The organism is Actinacidiphila sp. DG2A-62 (assembly GCF_035825295.1).
Classification (GTDB): Bacteria; Actinomycetota; Actinomycetes; order Streptomycetales; family Streptomycetaceae; genus Actinacidiphila.
Genome location: NZ_JAYMGI010000002.1, coordinates 7,083,850 through 7,109,119, shown reverse-complemented (window position 1 = coordinate 7,109,119; position 25,270 = coordinate 7,083,850). Strand labels below are relative to the sequence as shown.

At 75.9% G+C, this 25,270-nt stretch carries 21 protein-coding genes; 13 read left to right on the top strand and 8 right to left on the bottom strand.

Annotated features, from left to right (window positions below):
* Positions 1-35 precede the first annotated feature (35 nt).
* The 3 genes from pucD to VSR01_RS31625 are packed head-to-tail and all read right to left on the bottom strand — an operon-like array spanning position 36 to position 3,803.
* Complete coding sequence (pucD, locus tag VSR01_RS31635) at positions 36-2,435, bottom strand: xanthine dehydrogenase subunit D (protein ID WP_326452429.1); 2,400 nt, start codon at positions 2,433-2,435, stop codon at positions 36-38.
* A 4-nt stretch (positions 2,436-2,439) separates the two neighbouring features.
* Positions 2,440-2,916: a (2Fe-2S)-binding protein gene (locus tag VSR01_RS31630; protein WP_326452428.1), complete on the bottom strand. Its 477-nt coding sequence runs from the start codon at positions 2,914-2,916 to the stop codon at positions 2,440-2,442.
* Entirely contained in the window at positions 2,907-3,803 is an 897-nt protein-coding gene (locus VSR01_RS31625; protein WP_326452427.1) for an FAD binding domain-containing protein, read from the bottom strand. Before VSR01_RS31625 ends, VSR01_RS31630 begins: the two co-directional genes overlap by 10 nt.
* 440 nt (positions 3,804-4,243) lie before the next feature.
* Here VSR01_RS31625 and VSR01_RS31620 point away from each other — a divergent pair, with 440 nt between their 5' ends.
* A complete protein-coding gene (locus tag VSR01_RS31620) occupies positions 4,244-6,100 on the top strand; it encodes a PucR family transcriptional regulator (RefSeq protein WP_326452426.1) in 1,857 nt (618 codons plus the stop codon).
* 143 nt (positions 6,101-6,243) lie between these two features.
* On the opposite strand, the gene VSR01_RS31615 is transcribed toward VSR01_RS31620, so the two are convergent.
* Positions 6,244-6,861 (bottom strand): TetR/AcrR family transcriptional regulator, encoded by a 618-nt coding sequence (locus tag VSR01_RS31615; RefSeq protein WP_326452425.1) that lies wholly within the window; start codon positions 6,859-6,861, stop codon positions 6,244-6,246.
* 301 nt (positions 6,862-7,162) lie between these two features.
* Here VSR01_RS31615 and VSR01_RS31610 point away from each other — a divergent pair, with 301 nt between their 5' ends.
* Positions 7,163-8,050, top strand: a complete 888-nt coding sequence (locus tag VSR01_RS31610; RefSeq protein WP_326453926.1) for an NAD(P)H-binding protein — start codon at positions 7,163-7,165, stop codon at positions 8,048-8,050.
* Between the two features lie 420 nt (positions 8,051-8,470).
* Positions 8,471-9,175, top strand: coding sequence for a hypothetical protein (locus tag VSR01_RS31605; protein ID WP_326452424.1), 705 nt, complete (start codon positions 8,471-8,473; stop codon positions 9,173-9,175).
* 217 nt (positions 9,176-9,392) lie between these two features.
* On the opposite strand, the gene VSR01_RS31600 is transcribed toward VSR01_RS31605, so the two are convergent.
* Positions 9,393-10,040 (bottom strand): GntR family transcriptional regulator, encoded by a 648-nt coding sequence (locus VSR01_RS31600; protein ID WP_326452423.1) that lies wholly within the window; start codon positions 10,038-10,040, stop codon positions 9,393-9,395.
* Positions 10,041-10,142: 102 nt separating this feature from the next.
* Here VSR01_RS31600 and VSR01_RS31595 point away from each other — a divergent pair, with 102 nt between their 5' ends.
* Both VSR01_RS31595 and VSR01_RS31590 read left to right on the top strand, forming a co-directional pair.
* The gene (locus tag VSR01_RS31595) at positions 10,143-11,072 is read left to right on the top strand and encodes a (2Fe-2S)-binding protein (RefSeq protein WP_442785592.1); all 930 of its coding nucleotides are present in this window, start codon (positions 10,143-10,145) and stop codon (positions 11,070-11,072) included.
* A 177-nt stretch (positions 11,073-11,249) separates the two neighbouring features.
* Complete coding sequence (locus tag VSR01_RS31590) at positions 11,250-12,374, top strand: DUF2637 domain-containing protein (RefSeq protein WP_326452421.1); 1,125 nt, start codon at positions 11,250-11,252, stop codon at positions 12,372-12,374.
* A 132-nt stretch (positions 12,375-12,506) separates the two neighbouring features.
* Here VSR01_RS31590 and VSR01_RS31585 read toward each other — a convergent pair whose 3' ends face one another.
* On the bottom strand, positions 12,507-13,022 hold the full coding sequence (locus VSR01_RS31585) for an ATP-binding protein (protein WP_326452420.1): 516 nt from the start codon (positions 13,020-13,022) through the stop codon (positions 12,507-12,509).
* Positions 13,023-13,115: 93 nt separating this feature from the next.
* Entirely contained in the window at positions 13,116-14,144 is a 1,029-nt protein-coding gene (locus VSR01_RS31580) for a protein phosphatase 2C domain-containing protein (protein WP_326452419.1), read from the bottom strand.
* A gap of 2,957 nt (positions 14,145-17,101) precedes the next feature.
* Here VSR01_RS31580 and VSR01_RS31575 point away from each other — a divergent pair.
* The 4 genes from VSR01_RS31575 to VSR01_RS31560 all read left to right on the top strand — a co-directional run bounded on the left by VSR01_RS31575 (position 17,102) and on the right by VSR01_RS31560 (position 20,189).
* On the top strand, positions 17,102-18,088 hold the full coding sequence (locus VSR01_RS31575) for a helix-turn-helix domain-containing protein (protein WP_326452418.1): 987 nt from the start codon (positions 17,102-17,104) through the stop codon (positions 18,086-18,088).
* A 167-nt stretch (positions 18,089-18,255) separates the two neighbouring features.
* The gene (locus tag VSR01_RS31570) at positions 18,256-18,741 is read left to right on the top strand and encodes a DUF456 domain-containing protein (RefSeq protein ID WP_326452417.1); all 486 of its coding nucleotides are present in this window, start codon (positions 18,256-18,258) and stop codon (positions 18,739-18,741) included.
* Between the two features lie 147 nt (positions 18,742-18,888).
* Entirely contained in the window at positions 18,889-19,923 is a 1,035-nt protein-coding gene (locus VSR01_RS31565) for a LacI family DNA-binding transcriptional regulator (RefSeq protein WP_326452416.1), read from the top strand.
* 134 nt (positions 19,924-20,057) lie between these two features.
* Positions 20,058-20,189 (top strand): hypothetical protein, encoded by a 132-nt coding sequence (locus VSR01_RS31560; protein WP_326452415.1) that lies wholly within the window; start codon positions 20,058-20,060, stop codon positions 20,187-20,189.
* A gap of 61 nt (positions 20,190-20,250) precedes the next feature.
* Here the strand turns inward: VSR01_RS31560 and rsgA are convergent, their stop codons facing one another.
* Positions 20,251-21,363, bottom strand: a complete 1,113-nt coding sequence (gene rsgA / locus VSR01_RS31555; RefSeq protein ID WP_326452414.1) for a ribosome small subunit-dependent GTPase A — start codon at positions 21,361-21,363, stop codon at positions 20,251-20,253.
* Positions 21,364-21,751: 388 nt separating this feature from the next.
* On the opposite strand from rsgA, the gene VSR01_RS31550 reads away from it, so the two are divergent.
* The 4 genes from VSR01_RS31550 (at position 21,752) to VSR01_RS31535 (ending at position 25,165) form a co-directional block, all read left to right on the top strand.
* Positions 21,752-22,258 carry a GNAT family N-acetyltransferase gene (locus VSR01_RS31550; protein WP_326452413.1) on the top strand — a complete coding sequence of 169 codons (507 nt, stop codon included), beginning with the start codon at positions 21,752-21,754 and terminating at the stop codon, positions 22,256-22,258.
* Positions 22,259-22,387: 129 nt separating this feature from the next.
* Entirely contained in the window at positions 22,388-24,031 is a 1,644-nt protein-coding gene (locus VSR01_RS31545; RefSeq protein ID WP_326452412.1) for a glycoside hydrolase family 88 protein, read from the top strand.
* A 60-nt stretch (positions 24,032-24,091) separates the two neighbouring features.
* Complete coding sequence (locus tag VSR01_RS31540; RefSeq protein ID WP_326452411.1) at positions 24,092-24,772, top strand: TetR/AcrR family transcriptional regulator; 681 nt, start codon at positions 24,092-24,094, stop codon at positions 24,770-24,772.
* A gap of 171 nt (positions 24,773-24,943) precedes the next feature.
* On the top strand, positions 24,944-25,165 hold the full coding sequence (locus VSR01_RS31535; protein WP_326452410.1) for a DUF7489 domain-containing protein: 222 nt from the start codon (positions 24,944-24,946) through the stop codon (positions 25,163-25,165).
* Positions 25,166-25,270 lie beyond the last annotated feature (105 nt).

The following is a 25,270-nucleotide window of genomic DNA, read 5'->3' as shown; positions in this document are numbered from 1 at the left end:
CGGCGCCCGCTGGTGGCGCCGCCGCGTCCGGCTTCCTAGTCCGTCCCGGTCAGGTGCTCGGGGCGGACCGGGGTCCTGTTCAGCTCCAGCCCGGTCGCCGCCCGGATCGCCGCGAGCACGGCGGGGGTCGAGGACAGGGTCGGGGCCTCGCCGACGCCGCGCAGCCCGTACGGGGCGTTGGCGTCGGCGAGTTCGAGCACGTCCACCGGGATGGTCGGCGTGTCGAGGATGGTGGGGATCAGGTAGTCGGTGAAGGAGGGGTTGCGGACCTTCGCGGTCACCGGGTCGACGACGATCTCCTCCATCACCGCGACGCCCAGGCCCTGCGTGGTGCCGCCCTGGATCTGGCCGGCCACCGACAGCGGGTTGAGCGCCTTGCCGACGTCCTGGGCGCAGGCCAGTTCGACCACCTTGACCAGGCCGAGTTCGGTGTCGACCTCGACCACCGCGCGGTGCGCGGCGAAGCTGTACTGCACATGGCCGTTGCCCTGGCCGGTGCGCAGGTCGAAGGCCTGGGTGGGCCGGTGCCTGAACTCCAGTTCCAGGTCGACCGCTTCGTCCCCGAGCACCTCGGCGATGCCGGCCAGCGCCTCGCCGCCGTCGGTGACCACCTTGCCGTCCTCCAGCAGGAGTTCGGCGGTGGCCCAGGCCGGGTGGTAGGCGCCGAACCTGCGGCGGCCGATCTCCAGGACCTTCTCGCGCACCGCCTCGCAGGTGTTCTTCACCGCGCCGCCGGTCATGTACGTCTGCCGGGAGGCGGAGGTGGAGCCGGCGGAGCCGACCTGGGTGTCGGCGGGCTGGATGGTCACCTGGGTGACGCCGAGTTCGGACCGGACGATCTGCGCGTGCACGGTGACGCCGCCCTGGCCGACCTCGGCCATCGCGGTGTGCACGGTGGCCACCGGCTCGCCGCCGACGACCTCCAGCCGGACCCGGGCGGTGGAGTAGTCGTCGAAGCCCTCGGAGAAGCCGACGTTCTTGATGCCGACCGCGTAGCCGACGCCGCGCACCACGCCCTCGCCGTGGGTGGTGTTGGACAGCCCGCCGGGCAGCGCGCGCACGTCGGCGCCCTCGGTGGTCTCCCACTGGCGCTCCGGCGGCATCGGCATCGCCTTGACCCGGCGCAGCAGTTCGGCGACCGGAGCGGGCGAGTCCACCACCTGCCCGGTGGGCATCACGGTGCCCTGCTCCATCGCGTTGAGCCGCCGGAACTCCACCGGGTCCATGCCGAGTTCGGCGGCGACCTTGTCCATCTGCGCCTCGTAGGCGAAGCACGCCTGGACCGCGCCGAAGCCGCGCATCGCCCCGCACGGCGGGTTGTTGGTGTAGAGCGCGAGCGCCTCGATGTCGACGTCGTCCACCGCGTACGGGCCGACCGACAGCGACGCCGCGTTGCCGACCACCGCGGGCGAGGAGGAGGCGTACGCGCCGCCGTCCAGCACGATCCGGCAGCGGACGTGGGTGAGCCGGCCGTCGCGGGTCGCGCCGTGCTCGTACCAGAGCTTGGCGGGGTGGCGGTGGACATGGCCGAAGAAGGACTCGAAGCGGTTGTAGACGATCTTCACCGGCTTGCCGGTGCGCAGCGCCAGCAGGCAGCCGTGGATCTGCATCGACAGGTCCTCGCGCCCGCCGAACGCGCCGCCGACGCCGGACAGCGTCATCCGCACCTTGCTCTCCGGCAGGCCCAGCACGGGTGCGATCTGCCGCAGGTCGGAGTGCAGCCACTGGGTGGCCACGTACAGGTCGACGCCGCCGTCCTCGGCCGGCACCGCGAGCCCGGACTCCGGTCCGAGGAACGCCTGGTCCTGCATGCCGAAGACGTAGGAGCCGCGGACCACGACGTCGGCGCGGGCGGCGGCCGCGGCGGCGTCGCCGCGCACGATCGGCTGGCGGTGCACGATGTTGGGGTGCGGGACGTGGCCGCTGTGGTGGTCGTCGCGGTCCTCGTGCACCAGCGGCGCGCCGGGGGCGGTCGCGGACGCCTCGTCGGTGATGACCGGCAGTTCCTCGTAGTCGACCACGATCTTGGCGGCGGCGCGGCGCGCGGTCTCCGGGTGGTCGGCGGCCACCAGCGCGACCGGCTCGCCGTGGTGGCGGACCTTGCCGTGGGCGAGCACCGGGGTGTCGCGGATCTCCAGGCCGTAGTGCGTGACCTCGGTCGGCAGGTCGTCGTAGGTCAGCACGGCGTGGACGCCGGAGGTGGCGAGCGCCTGCGAGGTGTCGATGGAGCGGATCCTGGCGTGCGCGACGGTGCTGCGCAGGGTGTAGCCCCACAGCATGTCCTCGTGCCAGAGGTCGGAGCTGTACGCGAACTCCCCGGTGACCTTCAGCACCCCGTCCGGGCGCGGAGTGGACTCGCCGACGCCGCCCCTGGTGGCGCCGCCGGAGCCCTGGGTCAGGCTGGTGGGGGTGCGGGTGATGCGGGTGCCGGCCATGGTGTCAGACCGCCTGTTCGGTGCGGGCGGCCGCCAGGCGGACCGCGTCGAGGATCTTCTCGTAGCCGGTGCAGCGGCACAGGTTGCCCGACAGCGCCTCGCGGATGTCGGCGTCGGAGGGCTGCGGGCAGCGCTCCAGCAGTTCGTCGGCGGCGACCAGCAGCCCGGGTGTGCAGAAGCCGCACTGCACGGCGCCGGCGTCCACGAACGCCTGCTGCACGGTGGACAGTTCACCGTTGTCGCCGGCCAGCCCCTCGACCGTGACGACCTCGCGGCCCTCGACCTGGCCGGCCGCGACCAGACACGAGCACACCGGCACGCCGTCCAGGCGGACCGTGCAGGAGCCGCACTCGCCCTGCTCGCAGGCGTTCTTGGAGCCGGGCAGGCCCATCCGCTCGCGCAGCACGTACAGCAGGGACTCGCCCTCCCACACGTCGTCCGCCTCCTGGCGGCGCCCGTTGACGGTGAAGGTCACGCGCATGACCGGCTCCTGTCGTCTCGTCCGTCGCCGCGGTACTGCTCCCAGGTCCAGCCGAGGGTGCGGCGGGCCATCACGCCGAGGGCGTGCCTGCGGTCAGCCGGCCGTCCCCGCACGTCGTCGATGGGGTTGGCCGCGCCGGCCACCAGCTCGGCGAACTGCCGTGCCACGGACGGCGGTACGGGCCCGCGGTCCTCCCACAGGCCGGCCTCGTCCAGGGCCGCGGCGAGGAACTCCTCGGCGGCCCGGGCCCGGATCGGGGTGGGCGCGGCCGAGCCGATGCCGGTGCGCACGGACCGGGTGTCGGGGTGCAGCGCGATGCCGAAGGCGCACACCGCGATGACCATCGCGTTGCGGGTGCCGACCTTGGAGAACGCCTGCGGTCCGGTCGCCTTCTTCAGCCGGACCGCGCGGATCAGCTCGTCGCTCTGAAGCGCGTTGCGCTTCACGCCGCGGTAGAAGTCGTCGATCGGGATCAGCCGGGTGCCGCGCACCGACTCCGCCTCGACCTCGGCGCCGCCGGCCAGCAGCGCCGGGTGGGCGTCGCCGGCCGGCGAGGCGGTGCCGAGGTTGCCGCCGACGCCGCCGCGGTTGCGGATCTGCGGGGAGGCGACGGTATGGGAGGCCAGCGCGAGCCCCGGCAGCTCGGTCCGCAGCTGCTCCATGATCCGGCTGTACGGCACGGACGCGCCCAGCCGTACGGTGTCGCCGTCGGTCTCCCACTGCGCCAGTTCGCCGATGCGGCCCAGGTCCATGAGGCGCTCGGGCCTGCGGTGGTCGAAGTTGATCTCGACCATCACGTCCGTGCCGCCGGCGATGGGCACGGCCGCCGGGTGCTCGGCCTTGGCGGCGAGCGCCTCCTGCCAGGTGGCGGGACGCAGGAACTCCATGAGGGCTCTCTTCGTCGGAGGGGTCGGAGGGATCGGAGGGATCGTTGGGGGGTGCGGGGTCCCGCTCGGGGCTGTGGTGTCCCGGGCGGGGGTGCGGGGGCGGGGTGTCTCGCGCGGGGGTCGGGGCGGGCGCCGGCGGCGGTCCTCCCGTTCAGGAATGCACGTGGTGTGGGCCCAGTACACGGCGGTACGGCCGTCCGGGTGCAGTCACCGAACGCATGAAGCACTTGGCTGGCCAGGGGTCCGGTCTTGTAGATTCCTCCGAAAGGACTCCGCCGGAGATCTCGCCGTATCCCACCGGCGGCGCCGGCGCGGTCCTGCACCCGGCGCCGGCCGGGCGCGGCGGCGCCGCGTCCCCGCCGGAGCCCGCCGGGCCCCGGACCCCCACGGATCCCTGCCGGCCCCCGCCAGGGACTCCTGCCACGACGAGGCGGCGAACGATGCGGCTGCGCGCACTGCTGGACACCGAAGCACTGGGCCTGCGCCTGCTCGGCGGCGCCGAGGAGCTGGACCGGACCGTCCGCGGCGTGATGACCACCGACCTGCGCGACCCCAGCCGCTACCTGACCGGCGGCGAATTGGTGCTGACCGGCCTGGCCTGGCGGCGCGGCCCGCAGGACTGCGAGCCGTTCGTACGCATCCTGGCGGGCGCGGGCGTGGCCGCGCTGGCGGCCGGCGAGGCCGACCTGGCCGGGGCCCCGGACGACCTGGTGGCCGCCTGCGCCCGGCACCGGCTGCCGCTGTTCGCGGTGGACGACGCGGTCGCCTTCGCCACCGTGACGGAGTACGTGGTCCGGCAGGTGTCCGCCGAGCGGGCCGGGGACCTGGCCGCGGTGGTCGACCGGCACCGGCGGCTGATGGCGTCGGGCCCGGCCGGCGGCGGCCCGGACGCGGTGCTCGACCTGCTGGCCGGCGACCTGGATCTGCGGGCATGGGTGTTCTCCTCCACCGGCCGGGAGATCGGCGGCGCGGGCCGCGCGCTGCCGGCGCCGGTGCGGGCGGAGCTGGCCGGGGCGCAGCAGGCCGCGGTGCGCACCGGGCGGCCCGCGCCGCACCGGGTGACCGCGCAGACCGGCCGGGTGTACTCGCTGTTCCCGGTCCGTGCGGGCGCGCAGGGCGGGGTGGGCGCGGGCGGCACGGGCGGCGGGAGCGGCACGGCCGGGGGCGGTACAGGCGGTGGCGGTGCGGCGGCGGGCGGTGCGGGCGCGGGCGGCGGCGGGACGGGCGCGGGCGCGGAGCCGGACGTGCGGGCCACGGTGCTCTCCGACTGGTTCCTCGCGGTGGAGGCGGACGCGGGCGAGTGGCCGGAGGAGCGGCTCGACCTGCTGCGCGGGGTCACCCAGCTGATCGCGGTCGAGCGGGACCGGCGCGAGGCGGCCCGCACGGTCCGGCGGCGGCTGGCCGGCGAGATCTTCGAGCTGGTGCGCGGCGGCGCGGCCCCCGCCGAGATCGGCGCGCGGCTGCGCGCGGCGGCCCCGGTGCTGCTGCCGGGCGGGACGGGCGGCGCGCAGGGCGGCGTGGGCGGCTCGGGCGGCGGCGCGCAGGGCGGCGCGGGCGTCGGGGCCGGGCGCGTCGAGCCGCGGTGGCAGGTCGTGGTGGCCAGGGTGGACTGGTCGGGCGGCGAGGTGCCGGCCGGGCCGGTGGCGCAGACGCTGCTGGAGGAGGTGCTCGCGGACCCCGCGGCGGCCGGCCCGGACGAGGCCGACCGGATCGCGGTGGCGCACGCCGACGGCGAGGCGATGGCGCTGGTGCCGCTGCTGCCGGAGCCCGTGGGCCCGGACGGCGAGCCCGGCCCGCCCCGGCCGCTGGCCGCCCAGCGGCTCCAGGGCGCGCTGCGCGTCCCGCTGTCGCGCGGCCTGGACGGCGACGGGCGGTTGACGATAGGCGTCAGCGCGGCGGTGCACTCCCCCGAGGGGCTGCGCGGCGCGCTGGAGGAGGCCCGGCACGCCCGCCGGGTGGCCGCCGCCAGGTCCGGCCGGGTGTGCGTGGCCGGCCACGAGGAGCTGGCCTCGCACGTGCTGCTGCTGCCGTTCGTGCCGGACGACGTGCGGCGGGCGTTCACCGCGCGGCTGCTGGACCCGCTGCGCGCGTACGACCGGCGGCACCGCGCGGAGCTGATCACGACGCTGGAGGCGTTCTTGGACTGCGACGGCTCCTGGACCCGGTGCGCCACCCGCCTGCACCTGCACGTCAACACGCTGCGCTACCGCATCGGCCGGATCGAGCAGCTCACCGGCCGCGACCTGGGCCGGCTGGAGGACAAGGTGGACTTCTTCCTGGCGCTGCGGATGAGCTGAGCGGACCGCGCACGCTGACCGGACCGCGCACGCTGACCCGATCGCGCACGCTGACCGGACCGCGCGAGCCGTACGCCGGCCGAGCGCGCGCGTCGCGGGCCCACCGGGGTCAGGCGTCCGCCGGAGTCAGGCGTCCGCCGGAGTCAGGCGTCCGCGGGGAGCAGCAGGCGGGCGGCCTCGCGGATCGGCGCGAGGTCCACGTCGGCGGCGATCGCGGACTCCTCGGGGCGGTCGGACAGCGGCTGGTCGACGCCGAGCAGCGCGCGGAACAGCCGCGGGTGCACCGTGCGGCCGAGCAGCGCCAGCGCGGTCCCGGCCGCCTGCTCGGGGGTGAGCCGGCAGCGTTCGGCCAGGAACGCCGCGAGCCGCTCAGCGGTGGCCTCGAAGACGGCGTCGTACAGCTCCGCCGCGGCCTCGGGCAGCCGCTCGGCCTCGGCGATGCCCAGCCGTACCGTGCGCACCGACTGCTCCCACAGCTGGAGCTGGAGGAAGCGCCCGCAGAAGAGGACCGCGGCCTCGGCGGTGTCCCGCGCGTAGTCCCCCGGGGTGCCGAGCCGGCCGAGGTACAGCTCGCGGACCAGGTCGACCACGGCGACGAACAGCTTGTCCTTGCTCTCGAAGTGCGCGTAGAGGGAGCGCTTGGACGTCTCCGCGCGCGCGGCCACCACGTCCATGGACGCGCGCTCGAAGCCGGTCTGCAGGAAGACGTCCTTCGCCGTCCACAGGATGTGCCGCCGCAGCTCCTCACCGCGCCTCGCCATGCGTACTCCTCGCCTCCACGCGTCGCCGCGCCGATCCGTGCCGGGCCCTGCCGGGCCGGGTCCGGTCCCGCCGGGCCGCCCGGCCGTGCGCCGGACCCCAGTCTCCCCTGTCGCGGCGCCCGCCCGGAGCCGCGCCCCCGCCCGCATCGCCTCGGCGCACCTCGCTCGCCCCCGCCTCGCCCTGGCTCCCCTCGCCCCGGCTCCCCTCCCCCCGAAGTAAACGGTACGGTAGAGTTTACTTCTGGGACCGGGCCGCCGCGCCCGTCCCGACCGTTACGTCACGCACCCCGTGGAGATCTCCATGATCGTCGTCACCGCACCCACCAGTTCCATCGGACGCCAGCTCCTGGACCACCTGCTCGGCGAGCCGGGCGGGACGCCGGGCGAAGCCGTCCGGGTGATCGCCCGCGACCCCTCGCGGCTGCCGGAGCGGGTTCGTGAGCAGGCCGAGGTGGTCCAGGGCTCGCACTCCGAGGCCGCCGTCGTCGACAAGGCGTTCGCGGGCGCGCGGGCCGTCTTCTGGCTGGTGCCGGCGGACCCGACCGCGCCCAGCGTGGACGAGGCGTACTCCGGTTTCGCCCGGGCCGGGCTGCGCGCGTTCGCCGAGCAGGGCGTCGAGCGGGTGGTCGGCATCTCCTCCGTCGGCCGCGGGCTGACCGTGCCGGCCGGCAACATCACCGCGACGCTCGCCATGGACGACGCGATCGCCCGCACCGGCGTCGCCTACCGGGCGCTGACCATGCCGACCTTCATGGACAACCTGCTGCGCCAGACCGCGGCGATCAGGGACCGCGGCGTGATCTCCGTGCCGATGGCCGGCGACCGCAAGGTGCCCACCGTCGCGACCCGCGACATCGCCGCCGTCGCCGCGCGGCTGCTGCTCGACGACACCTGGACGGGCGTGGCGGAGGTCCCGGTGCTCGGCCCGGAGGATCTGTCCTTCGAGGACATGGCGCGGATCGCCGGCGAGGTGCTGGGCCTGCCGGTGCGCTTCGAGCGCACCCCCGACGAGGCGTTCCGCGCGCGGCTGCTCGGCTTCGGCGCGTCCGAGGCGATGGCGGACGCCGCGCTGGAGATGTTCCGCGCGGCGGAGCTGGGCCCGGACACGCCGCGCACGCCCGGCGCGACGATGCCGACCACGTTCCGGCAGTGGTGCGAGGAGGTGCTCGCGCCGGCCGTGCGCGGCTGACCCGACGCGGGCCGGGTTGGACCCGGCGCGCGCCCGGCGCAAACCGGCGCGACCCGACGCGGACCGGCGGCGGACCCGGCGTCGGCGACGGACCCGCCGGCGCCCGGTCCGCGTCTCGCACCCCGCGGACCGGGTGCCGGCGGTTGAACGCGACCGGGCCGGTGGGCGGCGGCGCGGTGACATGTGTGCCGCGCCTTGTCCGCTCGTGAAAGTGATCCCGTTCACAAGAAGTGATCTCCGACCCCTTGGCGCGGGGCCCCCGCACGTGCTGGACTGCCGCCACTGTTCATCACGCGGGCTCGACGACGTGCTTGGGGGAGAACTGTGACGGAAACGGCCTTGTCCGATTCCTCGGACTCATCGCGTTCCGCGGACGCGGCGGGACCGGCGGGCTCAGGGGGGTCCGCGGGTGGCGCGGCCGTGGTGCCGGACGTCTGGCGGCTGCGGGCCCGCGGCTGCTGGGCGGAGGCGGCGGCGCTGCTCGCGCCCTTCTGCGCGGAGCACCCGGGGGCCGCGCTGACGCGGGCGGAACTGCTCATCGAGGGGTGCTTCTACCAGCTGACCGGGTGGGCCGAGGCGGAGGACGCGCTGCGCACCGCGGAGGCGCTCGCCCACACCGACGAGGAGCGCGGCGCCGCGGCTTCGGAGCGGGGGTATCTGGCGTACGGGGCGACGGTCTTCTCGGTGCGGGACCGCGCGGACGAGGCGAGCAGCGCGTACGGACGCGCGGCGGCGCTGCTGTCGCCGGCCTCGCCGGGGCGACCGCTGCTGGACTTCCGGCGGGGGCTGGTGGCGGAGAACATCGCGGCGAACCCGGCGGCGGCGAAGGCGGCGTACCGCCGGGCGCACGCGGGGGCCGTGGCGCACGGCGACACCTTCCTCACGTCCTTCACGTGGCGGCACCTCGCCGGGCTCGCGGCGGCCGAGGGGGATCTCGCGGAGGCGCGGCACGGGTTCGCGGAGTCGCTCGCGATTCGCGTGTCGCTCGGCCATGTGGTCGGTACGCCGGCCGCGCTCGTCGCTCTCGCGGAGGTCTCCCCCGACGACGAGGCGGCTTCCCTCCGCGCCGAGGCCGCCCGCCTCAAGACCCTCCTGGGCGGCCTCCCCACCTGGCTCCCGGCCTAGCGCCAGGCCGGCCCGACGCCCAACCCGCACCCCGGGGGCGCGGGGAACTGCGCGAGCAACCGTCCACCGGCGGGTGGCCGTCCACAACAGCAATTGCCCCTTCGGGACGGAGGCGACCCTCCGCACCGCTGGGGGTACCTCCCAGGCGAAGCTCTGGGGGAGGCCGGCCGCGCAGTTCCCCGCGCCCCTGGGGGCGCGATGCTCAGCGCCGGGGCGGTCAGCCCCAGGGGGCGGCGACGTGAGTGCGGGCCAGGCGCTCGACCAGGGCGACGTCGCCCGCCGCGAGAGCGTCGAGCAGGGCGCCGTGCTGCGCCGCGTCAGCGGTGAGCGCGGCCGGGCGGGGCGCCGCCGCGGAGCCGAGCGCCGGCCACTGCGCCCGCCGGTGCAGATCCACCGCGACCGCGACCAGCTGCGCGTTCCCGCAGAGCCCGAGCAGCGCCTGGTGGAACGCCCGGTCCGCCTCCGCGTACCCCGCCCGATCCCCCCGCGCCGCCGCGACGACCCCCGCCTCCGCCAACGGCCGCAGCCGCGCCCACCGCGCCGGCGGCACCGTCCGCGCGAGCGACACCACCACCGGCACCTCCAGCAGCGCCCGCACCTCCGCGAGGTCCGCCAGATCCCGCGGAGTCCGCACCGCCACCCGGAACCCGCGGTTCGGCAGCACCTCGACCGCCCCCTCGCGCTCCAGCGTCTGCATCGCCTCGCGCACCGGCGTCGCCGACACGCCGTACCGCAGCGCCAGCACCGGCGCCGAGTGCACCGACCCGGGCGCCAGCTCCCCCGCGGTGATCTCCGCGCGCAGCGCCGCGAGCACCTGGTCGCGTACGGACCGCCGTACCGGCCCGGTCCGCTCGGCCTGCTCCACCGGCGCCGCCTCCTGCCCTGCTCTGCCCTGCCCTGCCGTGCGTGCCCTGTCGCCCGGACGACCCTCACCCGGGTGGCGTACCGAGCCAGGGTAAACCCGGCGATGATCGTTAAGGTAAGCCTCACCATGCCTGCGACCAGCGACGCCTACGCCCGCCTGTCCGCGGTCTTCCCCGGTCTGCGGATCACCCACGCCGCTCCCCCGGCCAGCGCCGGCTGGCTGCCCGCGGCCGAGCTGGCCCGCGGCGGCCCGGCGACGGCCCGCTTCGTGGCCGGCGACGTCCGCCGCGTCGGCGGCGCGCACGGCGTCCCGCCGCGTCCCGACGCCGCCGCCGCGCTCGCCCTGCACCGCTATCTGTGGCCGGCCTGCCTGCTGTTCACGGTGCCGTGGTTCCTGCACCGCCGAGTGCCCCGACTTCCCGTCGCCGACGTGGCGTTCCATCCGATCGACGGCCATTTCTCGGTACGGGTACGGGAGTTCGCCTGCCTGCCGGGCGACGACGCCGAACTCCTGCCCGGCGCCCGCACGGTGGCCGGTCCCGCCGCCCTGCGCGAGGAACTGCGCACCGCGCTGGCTGAGCATGTGGACCCCGTGCTGGCCGCCTTCGCACCGCTGGTGCGCCGCCACCCGCACGCCCTGCGCCGCCAGGCGACCGACGAGATCGCCGAGGGCCTGTGGTACATCGCCCGACTGCTCGGCGAGGAGCGGCGCGCGGTGGCCGAGCTGACCGAACTCCTGCCGGAGGGAGCCCGGTTCCGCCGCGCGGACCGGACGCCCGCCCCGGCGGCGCCCGGCACGGCGGCGCCCGGCTCGGCGGCCGCGCCCACCGGCCCGTGCGACTCCGCCTCCGCGTCCGGCGCGACGGCCGGCTCCGCGGCCGAGGCGGGGTCCGCACCGGCCTCCGGGTCCGCGCCGGTCCGCGACCGACTCACCTGCTGCCTCTTCTACACCGTCAGCCCCGGTGACACCTGCGCCGGCTGCCCCCGCACCCGCCGCGGCCCGGCGATCCGCCGACCCGCGCGTACAAGATGATCGTCCGCGCTACGATTTCGCTCAACTCATCTTGTCTGGCACGGGAGTTCGACTACGCGATCCGTACGCGTGCTCTTGTGCCGTAACGTCTGCACACAGCCGCGCTCTTCGCCATGATGTCGGTCGTACGCCGTCCCGCGGCCCGAGCGCGACGGAAGCGACCCGAGGAATCCGCACATGAGACTGAACGACATAACGCTGGACTGGGTGATCTCGGGCGCCATCGGCCTGATCGTCCTCGTCGCCTGCGTCGTCGTGTTCCGCAACCGCCGCGCGTCCGGCGAGAGCGCTGCCACGGACTCCTGGGAGCGCAGCGAGGAACGCCGCCGCCGCAAGGAGGCGATCTACGGCAGCGCGTCGTACGTGCTGCTGTTCTGCTGCGCCGCCGTCGCCGCCGCGCTCTCCTTCCACGGGCTGGTCGGCTTCGGCCGGGAGAACCTCAACCTGTCCGGCGGCTGGGAGTACCTGGTCCCGTTCGGCCTCGACGGCGCGGCGATGTTCTGCTCGGTGCTCGCGGTCCGCGAGGCCAGCCACGGCGACGCGGCCCTCGGCTCGCGCATGCTGGTGTGGCTGTTCGCCGGCGCCGCCGCCTGGTTCAACTGGGTGCACGCGCCGCGCGGCGTCGACCACGCGGGCGCGCCGCAGTTCTTCGCCGGCATGTCGCTGTCGGCCGCGGTGCTCTTCGACCGCGCGCTGAAGCAGACCCGCCGGGCGGCGCTGCGCGAACAGGGCCTGGTGCCGCGGCCGTTGCCGCAGATCCGGATGGTCCGCTGGCTGCGGGCGCCGCGCGAGACCTACGCGGCGTGGTCCCTGATGCTGCTGGAGGGCGTGCGCTCGCTGGACGAGGCGGTCGAGGAGGTCCGCGAGGACAAGCGGCAGCGCGAGCAGAACAACGCGCGGCGCCGTGACCACGACCGGATGGAGCGGGCCCGGATCAAGGCGCTCACCCGGCAGCACCGGACCTGGCCGCGGGGTCCGCGCGGCGGGCGTCAGGTGGAGTTGCCGGCCGGGGGCGCGGCGTCGGGACAGGCGTCGACGGAGCCTGCCATAGGGGCCGGCGCGGCGGGCGCCCCCGCGGGCGCGCCGGGGGAGCTTCCGGCCGGGGAGCTGCCCGTGCGGGCGCTTCCGGCGTTGCAGCCGGTGCGGGACGAGGCGGGTTCGCCCTCCGGCGCGCAGGCGGGCGGCGCGGAGGCGCCGGTGGCGCGGACGGTGGACCTCACGGCCGAGGACGACACGATGACGCTGCCGCGGCTGGACTCGCTGGAGCGCAAACTCGCCGAGATGGAGCGGCAGTTCGGCTGAGCGTCCGTTCGTTCTCGGGCTGGGGCGGTCCCGGGTCCGGTGTCCCTCCGCTGTCGCGGTCGGGGCCGGCCCGGGACCGCCTTTTTCCGTGCGTGACGGCCGATGGTCCGTCTGCTCGTGCCGCCAGGGCGGTTACGCCGGTCTCGCCCGCAGTTCGAACCAGACCACCTTGCCGGTGCCGCGGGGGTGGGCGCCCCAGGCGTCGGCGAGGGCCTGGACGAGGAGCAGGCCGCGGCCGGAGGTGCCGTGGTCGCCCGCCTCGGCCGCCGCTGCCGCGCGGTGGGGCGTGTCGGGGCTGGGGCGGCGGGCCAGCGAGTCGTGGACCTCGACGCGCAGGCGGGCCGCCACCGGTCTCCCGGGCGGCGCGTCGGGCGCGCCCGGTTCCTCGGTGAGGGTCGCGGTCAGGACGGCGCCGCCCGCCGTGTGCTGCAGCGCGTTCGTGACCAGTTCGGTCGTGAGCAGTTCGGCGGTGTCGGTCAGTGTCGGGACTCCCCACCGCCGTAGCGACTCCCGCAGCAGTCTTCGCGTCTCGGCGACAGCGGGCAGGTCGGATTGAGCGACCGTGTGCCGTAACCGGAACCCCGTGATGTCCGTGTGCTTCCCCCGATCGCGCGTCCTGCTTCCCCTTTGGTCTCTGCCGATAGGCATGCCCACGCCGGTTGCGTCCAGTCATGCTCTGACGAGTTCTTGAGGGTCGGGGGTATTCGTCCGACGTATCGCGGGCTCAGGCGTCTCGCGGGCTCAGGCGTCCCAGACCGTCACGACGGTGCGGTCGTCGGCGTAACCCTTCACCCGGGTCTGCGCGTCGGCGAGGTACGCGGCCAGGCCCGGGACCCGGCCGCCGCCCCAGCGCGCGGCCAGATGTGCGCCCAACTCCGGTTCGCCGCGCAGCGGTTCGGCCAGGCCCGCGCTGGACATCACCAGCGCGTCGCCCGGCTGGGCCACGGTGGCCCGGAACCGGAACGGCGCGGAGGCCGCGTCCGGCGCCAGGTCCAGGTCCTGCCAGGCACCGTCCCTGATGCGGAACAGGCCGCCCTCCCCCACCCCGAAAAACAGCCGGACCCGGCTCTCGGGGTCGGCGGGCAGCAGCAGGCAGCGCAGCGAGGCGGTGTACGTGCCCTCGTCCAGGCCCAGGTCCTCGCCGCGGGCCCGCAGCCTGCCGTAGCAGCGGTCGGTCAGCCGGTGCAGCCCGGACTTCAGCGAACCGCGCCGGGCGGCCCGCAGGTCGTCCGCGAGCCGGGCCCTGCTGCGGCCGACCGCCCCGGCGATCCAGCGGACCGCGTCCTGGGCGGCCCGGTGCGCGTCGTCCGCGGCGCGCGCGCCGCTCGCCACCGCGATCAGCAGCAGCGCGTCGTCCCCGTCGCCGAAGCGGGCGGTCAGCAGGGCGTCGCGGCGGGGCTGGCCGCGATAGCGCGCGGAGTCGCCACGGATCGACGCCGTGCGCAGCGTCCACGTGCCGTAGCTCGCGCCGTCCAGCACCGTGTCCGCCAACAGCCCGTCCAGCGCGTCCGGTTGGGCCTCCGGCCACGCGGTCGGCTCCGGGCCGTACGTCGGCGGCCCGCCGCCCACCACCTCCGGCTCCCGTACGTCCTCGGCTCGCGCGCCCTGCGCCGGGACCCAGCCCGGCGGCAACTCCGGGGCCCACCGCACCTCTCCGACCCCGAACGCGGTCTCCCCCGCGGAACTCCCCTCGCGGGGCGCGGCGGTGGAGGTGGCAGCGGGGGTGGCGGGGTCGGTGACGTCGGTGTCGGCGCGGGCATCCGCGGCCACCGGCTGGTCGTCGTCCGCGGCCGGCGGGGTGCGGGCGCCGGAGCTTCGGGCGCCGGAGGTTCGGGCGCCGGCGGTGTCGCGGACACGGGGTGGCGTTGTGGGGTCGACGCGCCGAACTGCCGTTCTTGGTACGGCCGTTGCTGCGCGCCGACTTCCGCCGCCGGACTCGGCGTGGGCTCGGGCGCCCGGGCGGCCTCGTCCTCGACCTCGCTGGCGGCGGTCTCCAACGCGTCGTCCCTGAAGGAGGGTTGCGGCCGTCCCGGCGTCGGCTCGGGCGGCGCTTCGTCCCCGCCGCCGGCCACGTCGTCGTCGCGCCGCGGGGCCGTGGGACGCTCGGCGCCGGGGGCTCGGGGCGCCTGCTCGGGCTCCGGCGGCGTAGCCGGGGCCGGGGCCGCGGTCGGGGCCGGAGTGGGGCTGCTCCAACTCTCCGCCGGCGCGGGGGCGGTGGGCGTGGCCGCACGCGGGGTCACCCAGGAGTCCCAGCTACGGGGCGGGGGCGGCGGCGTGGCCGGGGGCGGAGTGTCCTCGGGCTCCTCGTGCACCGCGCCGCCGAAGGTCGGAGCGGCGGTCCACGGGTCCTCCCAGGACTCCTCGGCGACGTCCGGGGACTCGGCCACCGGCTCGGCTTCCGGGCGGGGTTCCTCGGCCCGGCGGCCGAACGTCGGCGGCGCGTTCCACGGGTCCCACGGCTGAGCGCTGCCGGCGTCCCCGGTGGCGTCGTCCGAAGGGGGCGTCGGCGCAGCCTCCGACGAGGCCAGCTCCCGGTCCGGCGAGCGCGACGCCGCCCCCACCTCCGCCTCTGCCTCCGCCGACGACGGGCGCGCGTCGTGGCGTGCCGTCGAGCCGGGAGCGGGTTTTGGCTCGGCGGGGCGGGCATCCTCGGGCGTCGCGGACCGGTCGACAGGGCCCGGGTCGGGCGTAGCCGCAGGGGCGGCAGGGCCCAGCGCGGGCGCCGACAGCGGCCGGGACGCGGCGGGACGGGCGTCCTCACGCGACGCGGGCGCGGAGGCGCTTGAGCCCGAACCCGGGGCCGGAGCAGACGGCGACCGGGACTCGGTGGGACGGGCGTCCTCAAGGGGCGCGGGCGCGGAGGCGCTTGAGTCCGAGTCCGGGACCGCAGCAGACGACGACCGAGACGCGGCGGGACGGGCGTCCTCAAGGGGCGCGGGAGCAGGGCCCGGGGCGGGCGGAGACGGCGGCACCGCCGGGGCGGCGCGGCCGAAGGTGGGGGGCGCGGTCCAGGGGTCCCAGAACGCGGAGTCCCGATCGCGGGGGTCGGACGTCGGCGGGGACGCCGGCCCGGCGCCGGGTCGCGGGGTCGCCCAGCGGTCCCAACCGGTGGCCTCGGCGGGCTCGTTCGCGGGCACGTCCGAGGGCTGGGCCAACGGCTCGTCCGCGGGCGGCAGCGCCTCGGCCCGCGTCCCGGTGTCCGCCGCGGAGCGGCCCCCGCTCGCGTCGCCGACGGCCGGCGGCGGCCCGGTCTCGGGCGGTGCCGGGAGGTCCGGGGGTGCGGGGAGGCGGGGGGCGTCCGGCAGCCGTGGGGCGCCGAGGCGCGGCGCGCTCGGGAGGTGGGGGAAGTCGGGCAGGTCCGGGGCCTCCGGGACGTGCGGCGTCTCCAGACTCGGCGTGTCCGGCAGGTGCGGAAAGTCGGACAGGTCCGGGGTCTCCGGGAGGTCGGGCGGCTCCGGAAGGCCCGGCGCGTCGGCGACGCTCGGCGTGTCGAGGCGGGGACCCTCCGGGACCCTCGGGATGTCGGACAGGTCCGGCGGCGCCGGCACCTCGGGCGCCTCGGGAACGCTCGGGGCGTCGCCGAGGCCGGGCGTGTCCGGCAGCTCCGGCGCGTCCGGGAGGTTCGCCGCGGGGTCGGGGGTCCACGGGTCGGGGCGGCGCGGCGGCGGCGGGACGGCGCGGGTCGGGCGCGGCCAGGAGGGCGGGGCGGGCGGCGGCGTCGGGCGGCGCAGCCGCATCGTGCCCTCGCGCGGGGCGGGCGGCGGCGACATGGCGTTGACGGCGGAGTCGAAGTGGGCGTCGAGCGGGTCGCGCTCCCGGCCGAGGTCCGGCCGAGGTCCCCGCAGCGCTCCCTGCGGGCGGCCCGCGGACGGTCCGGTCGACTCCCCGGCCGCCGGGCCGGGGTTCGCACGGGCCCCGGACTCCGTTGCGTCGCCCGCGCCGCCCCCGGCGCCGGTGTCAGGTCCGGGAACGTCCGGCGCGGCGTCGGACGGGGTGCGCGGCGCGGTCCCCCGCGTGGCGTCCTCGTCGTACAACTGCCGCCACCAGTCGTCCTCTTGGCTTCCCGGTGCGTCGCCCCGCTGACTCATGCCCTTATTGTCCACCGCGTGGACGGCGGGGAAACGCGAAACGCCGGGGCGGGCCCCGCCCCCACAGCCGGGGCCGCCCCGGCCACGGCCGCACCCGCGGCTTCCCCGGGCTGATCACGTGTACGGCGAACGATCACACTGGCACGCCCGCGCGGACCCGCGAGAGCAGCCCCCGCGGCGGAAACCCGCCGTGGCTCATTCCCGCCACCGGCTACGCATACCCGCCTTCCGACCCACACGTCCCGGCCTGGCCCCGCCTGCGCAGGGCTTGCGCGCAGCCCTCGCGGCGGTTCTCTCGGCCGACCCTCCCCCGCCGGAGCCCCACAGGTGCGCCGCACCCGCCCGCGTCCGCCCCGCCCGCGGCCCCGCCCCCGTCCGTCCCCGTCTGCACCCGCCCGCGGCCCCGCCCGCACTCGCCCGCGTCCGCCCCCGCCCGCACCCGCCCGCGGCCCCGCCCCCGTCCGCCCCCGCCCGCGCACGCCGACGACTCCCCGCGCCGCGCCCGCTCGCGCACGCGATCGCTCCCCTCCTACGGGTCCCGTCCGCGCCCCCGCGTACGGTCCACGTACCGCCCCCGCGGAGGAGGTCGCCGCCGGGGCGTACGGGACGTATCCGACACCACCCCCGGAGGGAAACGCCGTGCTGGCCGCCATCGGACTCGACGACGTGCAGGAATCCGCGTACCGCGCCCTGGTGGGGCTGGGAGCGGCCGAGGTCGCGGACCTGGCGCACCGGCTGGGGCTGGCGGAGGACGAGACCGGGCGGGTGCTGCGGCGGCTGGAGGACCACGGGCTGGTGGCGCGTTCTTCGGCCCGGCCGGGGCGGTGGGTCGCGGCGCCGCCCGCCGTGGCACTCGCGGCGCTGCTGACGCGGCAGCGGCACGAGCTGGAGCAGGCGGAGCTGGCGGCCGCGGTGCTCGCCGCGGAGTTCCGGGCGGAGGCGACCGAGCCGGCGGTGCACGACCTGGTGGAGGTCGTGACCGGCGCGAACGCGGTGGCGCAGCGCTTTCTGCAGTTGCAGTTCGGCGCCGAGTCCGAGGTGTGCGCCCTGGTCACCGACCGGCCGGTGGCGATCACCGGCGCCGACAACGCCGCGGAGGAGGACGCGACGCGACGCGGCGTCGCCTACCGCGTGGTGGTGGAGAGGGACGTGCTCAGCGGCCCGGGGGGCCTGGCCGAACTGGCCGCCGCGCTCGGCCGCGAGGAACGGGTGCGGGTGGTGGAGCGGGTCCCGACGAAGCTGGTCGTCGCCGACGCCGCGCTCGCCATGGTGCCGCTGACCGCCCGCGACCGCGCGGAACCCGCCGCGCTGGTGGTGCACGCCAGCGGGCTGCTGGAGTCGTTGATGGGGCTGTTCGAGGCGGTCTGGCGGCAGGCCGTGCCGCTGCGGCTGGACGGCGCGGGCGCGGTCGTCGAGTCGCCGCTGGACCAGCCGGACGCCACCGACCTGCAGATCCTGTCGCTGCTGCTGGCCGGCCTCACCGACGCGGCGGCGGCCAAGCAGCTCGACCTCGGGCTGCGCACGGTGCAGCGGCGCGTCCGCAGGCTGATGGAGATCGCCCAGGTCACCACGCGCCTCCAGCTGGGCTGGCAGTCCTACGAGCGGGGCTGGGTGGTACGGCCCTGAGCCCGGCGCCGAAGCGCGCCCTGAGCCCTCCCCGGCGCACACCCTCCCCGGCGCACACCGTTCCCACCCAGCGCACAAAACGCGCGTACGGCGCGTACCGGCGCGCGGACAGCGCGAAGGGGGCGGTCGGGGCGCGCGGCTCGGCGGAATCGGGCAGGGTGGGCCTCATGGGGACCGCACAGGAGGCGCTGATCGCCGCGGTGCTGCTGCTCGGCCTGTTCGGCGTCGCGGCTCCGGGCGTGCCCGGGACGCTGCTGTGCTGGGCCGCCCTGCTGTGGTGGGCGACGTCCCGGCACACCGGGCTGACCTGGGCGGTTCTGGCTGCGGCGACCGGCGTGCTGGCGGTCGGGCAGGTCGTGGTGTGGCTGCTGCCCGCGCGCCGTATCCGCGAGTCCGGCGTGGACTGGCGCGCGGTGCTGACCGCGACGGGCGTGGCGGTCGTCGGGTTCTTCGTGGTGCCGGTGCTGGGCGCGGTCCTGGGCTTCGTCGGCGCCTTCTACGGACGCGACCGGGTGCGGCACGGCGGCGGCCACCGCGCGGCCTGGGCGGCGACCCGCCGCACGATGCGGGCGGTCGGCGGGTCCGTGCTGGTCGAGCTGATGGCGTGCCTGCTGGTCACGGGTGCGTGGCTGGGCGCGGTGATCGCGGGCTGAGGCGTCCGGGGGACCGGCCCCGAAGCCCACGACTTCCGGCCGCGTCTCCGAGAGAGCGCTCTCACAGCCGCCGCCGAAACGGTTACGCTGTGCACAGCCGCAATTCGTCGCCGAGTTTTTGTTATCCGTACGCGAAGGAGCCCTCCGTTGTCCGACCAGAGCTTCGCGTCCCGACCCACACTGGAGGCCGTCGCCGCGCGCGCGGGGGTCTCGCGGGCGACCGCGTCGCGGGTGGTCAACGGCAGCGAGGGCGTGCGCGCGCCGCTGGCGGAACGGGTCAGGCAGGCCGTCGACGAACTCGGCTACGTGCCGAACCAGGCCGCCCGCACGCTGGTCACCCGCCGCAACGACGCGATCGCGGTGGTCGTCGCCGAGCCCGAGACGCGCTTCTTCGCCGACCCGTTCTTCGCCCAGCAGGTCCGCGGCATCAGCCGGGAACTGACCGCGCGCGACAACCAGTTGGTGCTGCTGTTGACCGAGGGCACGGCCGACTACGCCCGGGTCGGCCGCTATCTGGCCGGCGGCCACGTGGACGGCGCGCTGATCTTCTCGCTGCACGACGACGACTCGCTGCCCGCGCTGGCCCGGCGGGCGGGCGTGCCGACCGTGATAGGGGGCCTGGCCTGGTCGGACGGCGAGACGCTCTACGTGGACTGCGACAACCGCGGTGGCGCGCGGGACGCGGTCCGCCATCTGCTGGGCCTGGGCCGCCGCCGGATCGCGCACATCGCCGGGCCGCTGGACCAGACGGCGTCGGTGGACCGGCTCGACGGTTTCCGCGACGTGCTGCCGGACGCCGATCCGCGGCTGATCGCCAAGGGCGACTTCACGCCGGAGGGCGGCGCGGCGGCGATGGCCGAGCTGCTGGAGCGCTTTCCCGACCTGGACGCGGTCTTCGCCGCCTCGGACGTGATGGCCTCGGGTGCGCTGCGGGTGCTGCGGACCAGCGGGCGGCGGGTGCCGGAGGACGTCGCGGTGGTCGGCTTCGACGACATCGTGTCGGTCGCGGAGTGGACCGACCCGCCGCTGACCACCATCCGGCAGGACATCGAGGAGATGGGCCGGATGATGGCGCGGCTGCTGTTGCGCCGGGTGGCGCCGCTGCCGGACGCGGAGGCCGACGCCGCCCCGCTCGCGCCGATCGTGACGCCGACCCAGCTGGTGGTGCGGGCCTCCGCCTGAGCCGGGCGGTCCGTCCCGAATTCATGTTCGCCAGCGCTGGATTGGAAACGCCGGGCAACGGGAAGGTCACGGTCAGGCAGCGAACGTGAAGGTGCGGTGGAGGTGAAGACCGCCCGGCAGCGAGGAGGTTCGGCATGGCCTACAGCGTGATTCTCGGGGTCGTGATCGTCGCGCTCGTGATCGCATGCGTCATCGGCTCGTTCTGGAGCGCGGGCAGCCCGATCGCCGTCCGGCGCCGCCAGGGAAGGGACGGCGGCGCCGGGTGAGGCGTCCGCGGGGCTCCCGCGTCCGTCGTTCGGACCCCGCGGTCGGTTCGGATCCCCGCGGTCAGGAGGTGCGGCGGTGGCCTCCTCCGCCGCCGCGCTTGCGCTCGTACATCTCGCGGCCGGCCGCCGTGCGCTGCTTCCACTCGCGCCGCATCTCCGCGCGCAGCCGCTGGTCGGTGCGCGAGGCGAGCCAGCCGTTCTCCCGCAGGAGCTTGCGGTAGCTGTTCAGCCGGCGGTGCGGCAGCGTGCCGTCCTCCAGCGCGGCCAGCACCGCGCAGCCGGGCTCGGCCTGGTGGGAGCAGTCGTGGAAGCGGCAGTCGCGGGCGAGTTCCTCGATCTCGGCGAAGACCTGGGCGACGCCGGTCTCGGCGTCCCACAGCCCCACGCCGCGCAGTCCGGGGGTGTCGATGACCACCCCGCCGCCCGGCAGCGGAAGCATGTCGCGGGTGGTCGTGGTGTGCCGGCCCTTGCCGTCGGCGTCCCGGACGGCCTGCACCCCCTGGGTGTCACGGCCGGTCAGCGCGTTGCTGAGGGTGGACTTGCCGGCGCCGGACTGGCCGAGCAGCACCGAGGTGCCGCCGCCGAGCAGCGCCGCGAGCGTCTCGACGCCCTCGCCGGTGGCCGCGCTGGCGACGACCACCCGCACGCCGGGCGCGGCGGCCTCGGCGTCGGCCAGCAGGTGTGTGGTGTCCGGCACCAGGTCGGCCTTGGTCAGCACCACCACCGGGGCCGCGCCGGACTCCCAGGCCAGCGAGAGGAACCGCTCCAGTCGCCCGAGGTCGAGTTCGGCCGCCAGCGACACGCAGACGACGGCGTGGTCGACGTTGGCCGCGAGCACCTGGCCCTCGGACCGCTTGGAGGAGGCCGAGCGGACGAACTGGCTGCGCCGCGGCAGCAGTTCGCGGACGAACCGCGGGTCCGTCCCTTGCGGGTCGAGCGCCGCCCAGTCGCCTGTGCACACGATCCGCATCGGGTCGTGCGGCATCACCAGCGCGGTGTCCGCGCGGACGGTGCCGGCCGCGGTGAACACGTCGCAGGCGTTGCGGTCCACCCGCAGCACGCGGCCGGGCAGCAGCCCCCGCGCGGCGTGCGGCGCGAACTCCGCCTCCCACACGTCGTCCCAGCCGTAGGGGACGAGCGCGTGCGAGGAGGCGTCACGAAAAGAGAAAGACAAGGGGAAACCCTTCGACAGAGCAGTCCCCGGCGCCGCGCGCGCCACGCGCGGACATGTGGGAAGAGGTCAGCCGGAGACCACGGAGGTGAACATGACGAGCTTCTGGTCCTGGGCAGCGCCCATCGCAAAGACAGCCATCTGGTCACACCTCCCTGCTCGCTCCACGGCCGACGAGGGCCCGGCCCGCACCGGGCCGCCCTCACGAACACGGCGACCCTAGCGTCCCGCCGTCGCCGTCGCCACGGGTTTTCCGCGGGGTCCGGCGTGCGCCGGTGTGGCGCGCGCCCGTGGGCCGGTGCGGACCGCGCCCGTGCGGCCCGCCCGTGCGCCGGTACGGCCGCCCGAAAACAGCTGGGCGGCGGCCCGTGCGCGCGCGTAGGGTCCGGGGGTGCCTGTCCTGGAAGAGTTGCGCGCCGACCACGGTCCGGCGGTCCTGGCGTTCGAGGTCGCGAACCGCGGCTACTTCGCCGCCTCGGTGTCCGACCGCGGTGACGCCTTCTTCGAGCGGTTCGACGAGTTGCTCGGCGAGCGGCTGGCCGAACAGGCGGCCGGAATCTGCGCGTTCTACGTGCTGGTGGACGACGACGGCTCGGTGCTCGGCAGGTTCAACCTGATGGACATCGCGGACGGCGCCGCGTCGCTCGGCTACCGGGTCGCGCGGGACGCCACCGGGCGCGGCGTGGCGACCGCGGCGGTACGCGAGCTGGCCCGGCTGGCGGTGGCGCGGCACGGCCTGCGGACGCTGCGGGCGGCGGCGGCCGACGCGAACGCCGCGTCCCGGCGGGTGCTCGCCAAGGCGGGGTTCGTACCGGACGGCCCGGCCGATCCCGCGGACCTCGGCGGCAAGCGGGGCGGGTGGTACCGGCTCGACCTTGACCCCTCCGGCGCCCGCTGACCGAACGCCAGATAATACGTATTAACTCTTGACTCCTGTCCCACCGGACGCGACGATCCCTCACGCCGCCACCACCATCACGCCCTTCTCCCCGAGGAGGGCGTCACGTGTGAGGGGAAAGGGAGTCACATGCGCACACGCACCGTGGCAACGCTCGTCTCCGTGCTCGTCGCGACCTGTTCGGCAACGCTCAGCTCGGCGCAGGCGTCCTCGTCGGCGCCCGTCCCGGCACGCGCTTCGGCGCAGGCCCCGCCGCCGGCCACGTCGCACGCCCCGGCCGGGGACACCGCCTACCAGCCCGCGTTCTCCTCGGTGTACCAGGCCGAGAGCGCCACGGTCTTCCACGGCACCGTGGACTTCGACCACCCGGGCTTCACCGGCGCCGGCTTCGTCAACTCCACCAACGAGACCGGCGCGTACGTCGACTTCACCGTCACCGCGCCCTCCGCCGGCGCCGCCACGCTGGACCTGCGCTACGCCAACGGCACCACGGCGGACCGCCCGGGCAGCGTCACGGTCGACGCGAAGGCCGCCGCCACGCCCGGCTTCGCCCCGACCGCGGCCTGGGACCACTGGGCCGACGCGCGGATCGCCGTGACGCTGGGCGCGGGCGTCCATCACATCCGCGTGACCAGCACGAACACCGGCGGCCTGCCCAACCTCGACGCGCTGACCGTCGCCGACCTCCCGGGCACGGACTGGTCCGACGCGATGGTCGACTCGACCATGCGGCGCTACACCCCGGCGACCATCGGCGGCTGGAGCTACCCCGTCGCCCTGTATCTGATGGGCCAGTACCAGGTCGCGCAGCGCACCACCGACCCGGTGCGGCGGGCGGCGCTGATCGCGTACATCCAGGCGTGGGCGGACCGCTTCGTCGACTCCTCCGGGCACATCAGCATCGCCTTCGACACCCTGGACAGCATGATGCCCGGCCAGGTGATGATCGCGCTGTACCGGGAGACCGGGCAGGTCAAGTACCGCCTGGCCGCCCAGCAGATCCACGACCGGCTGATCCCCTCCGGCGGCTACCCGACCACCCCCGACGGCGGGTTCTGGCACGGCGACAGCGCCGACCGGGCGAACCAGCTGTGGTCCGACGGCACGTTCATGGCCGACCCGTTCATGGCGCAGTACGGCAAATACATCGGCGACAGCGCACGGTCCTTCGACATCGCGACCGAGCAACTGGTGGTGTACGCGAGCCATCTGCAGCAGCCGAACGGCCTGATGCGGCACGCCTACGACGCGTCCCGGTCGGCTTCCTGGGCCGACCCGTCGACCGGGCTCGCCCCCGAATACTGGTGCCGCGCGGTGGGTTGGTACGGCATCGCCGCCACCGAGATCCTCGACCTGATCCCCGCCGACCACCCGCGCCGGGCCCAACTCGTCTCGATCGTACGGAATCTGGTCCGGGGCATGGCCGCCTACCAGGACCCGTCCACCGGCCGGTGGTTCCAGGTCGTCGACAAGGGCGACAGCGCCGGCAACTGGACCGAGACGTCGTGCTCGGCGATGTTCACGCAGACCGTCGACACCGCGGTCAAGCGCGGCTACGTGTCCGCCGCCGCGTACGGGTCCACGGTGACCGCGGGCGTGCGCGGGGAGCTGAACCGGATCTGGCTGCACGACGACGGGCTGACGTACCTGACCGGGATCTCCGTGGGCACCAACGTCGCCGACTACTCCTACTACATCGACCGGCCGCAGGCGACGAACGACTTCCACGGGCTGGGCGCGTTCCTGTACTTCGCGGAGGAGACGCGGCCCTGACCGTCCGCGGGCCGGCCCCGCGCGGGTGGATCAGCGTTCCACCCGTGCCAGACTGGAGCCATGAGCAGCAGGCCCCAGCGCGGTGAGCGGCGCGCCGACGCGCTGTCGAAGGAGCGGATCGTCACGGCCGCCGTGGAGATCCTGGACGGCGAGGGCGAGGCCGCCCTGACCTTCCGCGCGCTCGCCGCCCGTCTGTCGACCGGCAGCGGGGCGATCTACTGGCACGTCGCCGACAAGCACGAGCTGCTCAGCACGGCGACCGACGACGTGGTCGCGCGGGCGCTGGCCTGGGTGGCCGAGGACCGGCCGCCCCGGGAGGCGGTCCGCGCGATCGCGCTCGCCCTGTACGACGCGATCGAGGCGCACCCCTGGATCGGCGCCCAGCTCTCGCGGGAGCCCTGGGAGTCCGCGACGCTCCGGATCTTCGAGGGCTTCGGCGGGCAGCTCCAGCCGCTGGGCGTTCCCGAGCGGGCGCAGTTCGACGCGGCGTCCGCGCTGCTCAACTACGTCCTCGGGCTGGCCGGGCAGCACGCGGCGGCGGCCCGGCTCGCCGCCCGCGGCTACCCCGACCGCGCGTCCTTCCTGTCCGACGTCGCCGCCCGCTGGACCGAGCGCGACCCGGCCCGCTTCCCCTTCGCGCACAAGGTCGCCCCGCACCTGCGCGAGCACGACGACCGGGCGCAGTACCTGGCCGGCATCGACCTCGTCCTCGCCGGGATCGCCGCCACCGCCCACGGCTGAGCACCCGGGCCGTCCCCTCGCGCCGGGGAGGAGCACCGGCGCCCCCGACCGCACGAGCCGCACGAGCCGTATGAGCCGCTCAAGCCGCACGAGCCGTATGACAGGTGTCATCCGCAAGAGGTGCCGCCCGGCACTGCACCGCCGCACGCCCACGCCCCTAGACTCCGGTTCATGGTCACATCACACAAAATCGGGCAGAACGACGCCTGGGAGGGCGTCGTCACCGACAAGTCCCGGGGCCTGCTCGACGGCTCGAACCTGTACCACGTCGCCGAGATCCGCCTCGCCGACGGTGCCACGACGAGGTTCCGGATCGGCCGCCGGCTGTGGAAGTCGCTCGCGGTGGGCGACCGCGTCGTGAAGCGCCCGGGAGAGGACCCCGTCCGCGGGTAGCCGCCCGTCGGGCGCCGCGGGACCGCTCCCCCGACCGTCAAGGAACCGTCAACTCCCGCGGAGGCCGGGCCTCAAGACCGCCGCGCAGGATCGCCGGTGTCACTT

Bases quoted from the DNA above. Each gene is read 5' to 3' on its own strand.
- pucD (WP_326452429.1), bottom strand. From the start codon at position 2,435: ATGGCCGGCACCCGCATCACCCGCACCCCCACCAGCCTGACCCAGGGC.
- VSR01_RS31630 (WP_326452428.1), bottom strand. From the start codon at position 2,916: ATGCGCGTGACCTTCACCGTCAACGGGCGCCGCCAGGAGGCGGACGAC.
- VSR01_RS31625 (WP_326452427.1), bottom strand. From the start codon at position 3,803: ATGGAGTTCCTGCGTCCCGCCACCTGGCAGGAGGCGCTCGCCGCCAAG.
- VSR01_RS31620 (WP_326452426.1), top strand. From the start codon at position 4,244: ATGCGGCTGCGCGCACTGCTGGACACCGAAGCACTGGGCCTGCGCCTG.
- VSR01_RS31615 (WP_326452425.1), bottom strand. From the start codon at position 6,861: ATGGCGAGGCGCGGTGAGGAGCTGCGGCGGCACATCCTGTGGACGGCG.
- VSR01_RS31610 (WP_326453926.1), top strand. From the start codon at position 7,163: ATGATCGTCGTCACCGCACCCACCAGTTCCATCGGACGCCAGCTCCTG.
- VSR01_RS31595 (WP_442785592.1), top strand. From the start codon at position 10,143: ATGATCGTTAAGGTAAGCCTCACCATGCCTGCGACCAGCGACGCCTAC.
- VSR01_RS31590 (WP_326452421.1), top strand. From the start codon at position 11,250: ATGAGACTGAACGACATAACGCTGGACTGGGTGATCTCGGGCGCCATC.
- VSR01_RS31585 (WP_326452420.1), bottom strand. From the start codon at position 13,022: ATGCCTATCGGCAGAGACCAAAGGGGAAGCAGGACGCGCGATCGGGGG.
- VSR01_RS31570 (WP_326452417.1), top strand. From the start codon at position 18,256: ATGGGGACCGCACAGGAGGCGCTGATCGCCGCGGTGCTGCTGCTCGGC.
- VSR01_RS31560 (WP_326452415.1), top strand. From the start codon at position 20,058: ATGGCCTACAGCGTGATTCTCGGGGTCGTGATCGTCGCGCTCGTGATC.
- VSR01_RS31545 (WP_326452412.1), top strand. From the start codon at position 22,388: ATGCGCACACGCACCGTGGCAACGCTCGTCTCCGTGCTCGTCGCGACC.
- VSR01_RS31540 (WP_326452411.1), top strand. From the start codon at position 24,092: ATGAGCAGCAGGCCCCAGCGCGGTGAGCGGCGCGCCGACGCGCTGTCG.
- VSR01_RS31535 (WP_326452410.1), top strand. From the start codon at position 24,944: ATGGTCACATCACACAAAATCGGGCAGAACGACGCCTGGGAGGGCGTC.